The organism is Chromohalobacter sp. 48-RD10, from assembly GCF_029889785.1.
GTDB lineage: Bacteria > Pseudomonadota > Gammaproteobacteria > Pseudomonadales > Halomonadaceae > Chromohalobacter.
Window position 1 is genome coordinate 1 of record NZ_JARANX010000073.1, and the last position, 2839, is coordinate 2839.

A 2839-nucleotide genomic window follows, 5' to 3' on the forward strand; every position below is an offset into this window, starting at 1 on the left:
TAGCGCGACGCTGGATCAGACGCCGCCGGCCCTCACCATCGATCCGGTCGACGATCCGATCAGCAACGATAGTCCGGCGCTGTCCGGCAGCGTCGACGATCCCGACGCCACGGTGACCGTGACGGTCGATCGCGAGGAGTACGCCGCCACCAACAACGGCGACGGCACCTGGGCGCTCGCTGCCGGCACCGTCGATCTGGCCGAGGGCGATAACGCCATCACGGTGAACGCCACCGACCCGGCCGGGAACCCGGCGACGCCGGTGACCGAGACGATCAGCGTCGACGTCACCGCGCCCGCCGAGGGCGATAACACCGTCAACTTCACCGACGATGTCTACAACGCGGCTGAAGCCGATACCGCCACCCTCACCGGCCAGGTCGAGGACGGTGCGACGATCGACACGCTTAACGTCGCCAGCGATGCCGGCGGCGACTCGGTGGTGATTCAGGGCGACGCCATTACGCTCAACGATGACGGCGCCTTCACCACGACCGCCGACCTCTCCGGCCTCGATGACGGCGAGCTGACTGCGACGCTCGCCCTCATCGATGCGGCGGGAAATACCGGGACAGTCACCGATACCGCCACGCTGGATCAGACGCCGCCGGCCCTCACCATCGATCCGGTCGACGATCCGATCAGCAACGACAGCCCGGCGCTGTCCGGCACTGTCGATGATCCCGACGCCACGGTGACCGTCACGGTCGATCGCGAGGAGTACGCCGCCACCAACAACGGCGACGGCACCTGGGCGCTCGCTGCCGGCACCGTCGATCTCGCCGAGGGCGACAACGCCATCACGGTCAACGCCACTGATCCCGCCGGCAATACCAGCGATCCGGTGACCGAGACGGTCAGCGTCGACGTCACTGCGCCCGCCGAGGGCGATAATACCGTCGCCTTCGGCGACGACGTCTACAACGCGGCCGAAGCCGATACCGCCGACCTCACCGGCCAGGTTGAAGACGGTGCGACGATTGACACGCTCACCGTCGCCAGCGATGCCGGCGGCGACTCGGTGGTGATTCAGGGCGACGCCATTACGCTCAACGATGACGGCGTCTTCACCACCACCGCCGACCTCTCCGGCCTCGATGACGGCGAGCTGACTGCGACGCTTTCTATCACGGATGCGGCGGGCAATACCGGGACAGTCACCGACACCGCCACGCTGGATCAGACGCCCCCGGTGATTACCCTCGATCCTGTCGACGACCCGATCAGCAACGACAGCCCGGCGCTGTCCGGCACTGTCGACGATCCCGACGCCACCGTTACCGTCACGGTCGATCGCGAGGAGTACGCCGCCACCAACAACGGCGACGGCACCTGGGCGCTCGCTGCCGGCACCGTCGATCTGGCCGAGGGCGATAACGCCATCACGGTCAACGCCACCGACCCGGCCGGGAACCCGGCGACGCCGGTGACCGAGACGGTCAGCGTCGACGTCACCGCGCCCGCCGAGGGCGATAACACCGTCAGCTTCGGCGACGACGTCTACAACGCGGCCGACGCCGATACCGCCACCCTCACCGGCCAGGTCGAGGACGGTGCAACGATCGATACGCTCACCATCGCCAGCGCCAATGGCAGCGACCCGGTGGTGATTCAGGGCGACGACATCACGCTGGAGGATGACGGATCGTTCAGCTATACCGCCGACCTGACTGGTCTGCCCGACGGCGACCTGACTGCCACGCTTTCGATCGCCGACGCCGCCGGTAACAGCGGCACGGTCACCGATACCGCAACGCTGGACACTACCGCCGATGCCGCGCCGACCGCTTCGCTGACCAGCGACGATGGCGACGGCCTGATCAATGCCGACGAGGCCGGCACGGCCAGCTACACCGTCGGCGGCCTAGACCCCGATGCCACCGCCGTGGCTTCGTTCACCGATGGCACTACCACGGTCACCGCCGACGTCGCAGCGGATGGAACGATCAGCGTCGATCTCTCCAGCCTGACCGACGGCGAGATCACCAGTTCGCTGGCGATCACCGACGAGGCCGGCAACAGCGCCACTGTCGCTGGAGAGTCGGTCACTCTCGACACCACCGCCGATGCCGCGCCGACCGCCTCGCTGACCAGCGACGATGGCGACGGCCTGATCAATGCCGATGAAGCCGCCGCGACCAGCTACACCGTCAGTGGCCTCGGCCCCGACGCCACCGCCGTGGCCTCGTTCACCGACGGCACCACCACGGTCACTGCCGATGTCGCAGCGGATGGAACGATCAGCGTCGATCTCTCCGGCCTGGCCGACGGCGAGATCACCAGCTCGCTGACGATCACCGACGAAGCCGGCAACAGCGCCACGGTGACGAGCGACAGTGTCACGCTGGATACCACCGCACCGACAGTCGAGATCGACGCGCTCGATGACCCGATCGATAACGACAGCCCGGCTCTGACCGGTACCGTCGATGATCCCGACGCCACCGTCACCGTGACGATCGACGGCACGGATCACGCAGCTACCGTCGACGGTGAGACCTGGTCCATCGAGGCTGGCACCGTCGATCTGGCCGAAGGCGACAACGCCATTACGGTGAACGCCATCGATCCGGCCGGGAATCCGGCGACGCCGGTCACCGAGACAGTCAGCGTTGACGTCACCGCGCCAGATGACCCGACAATTGCCAGCGCCTCGGACGATGTTGAGCCGCTGACTGATGATCTGACCAGTGGTGACAGCACCAACGACACCACGCCGACACTGACCGGCACGGCCGAAGCCAACAGCACCATTGAGATCTTCCAGAACGGCACGTCCGTGGGCATGGTCGATGCCGACGGTGATGGTAGCTGGAACTTTACGCCAGAGGCGCTGAGC

1 protein-coding gene is annotated in these 2839 nt (G+C 66.8%); it reads left to right on the forward strand.

Annotated features, from left to right (window positions below; translation table 11 throughout):
- On the forward strand, positions 1 to 2839 hold a 2839-nt coding region (locus tag OP496_RS16980), incomplete at both ends, for an Ig-like domain-containing protein (protein ID WP_280565002.1).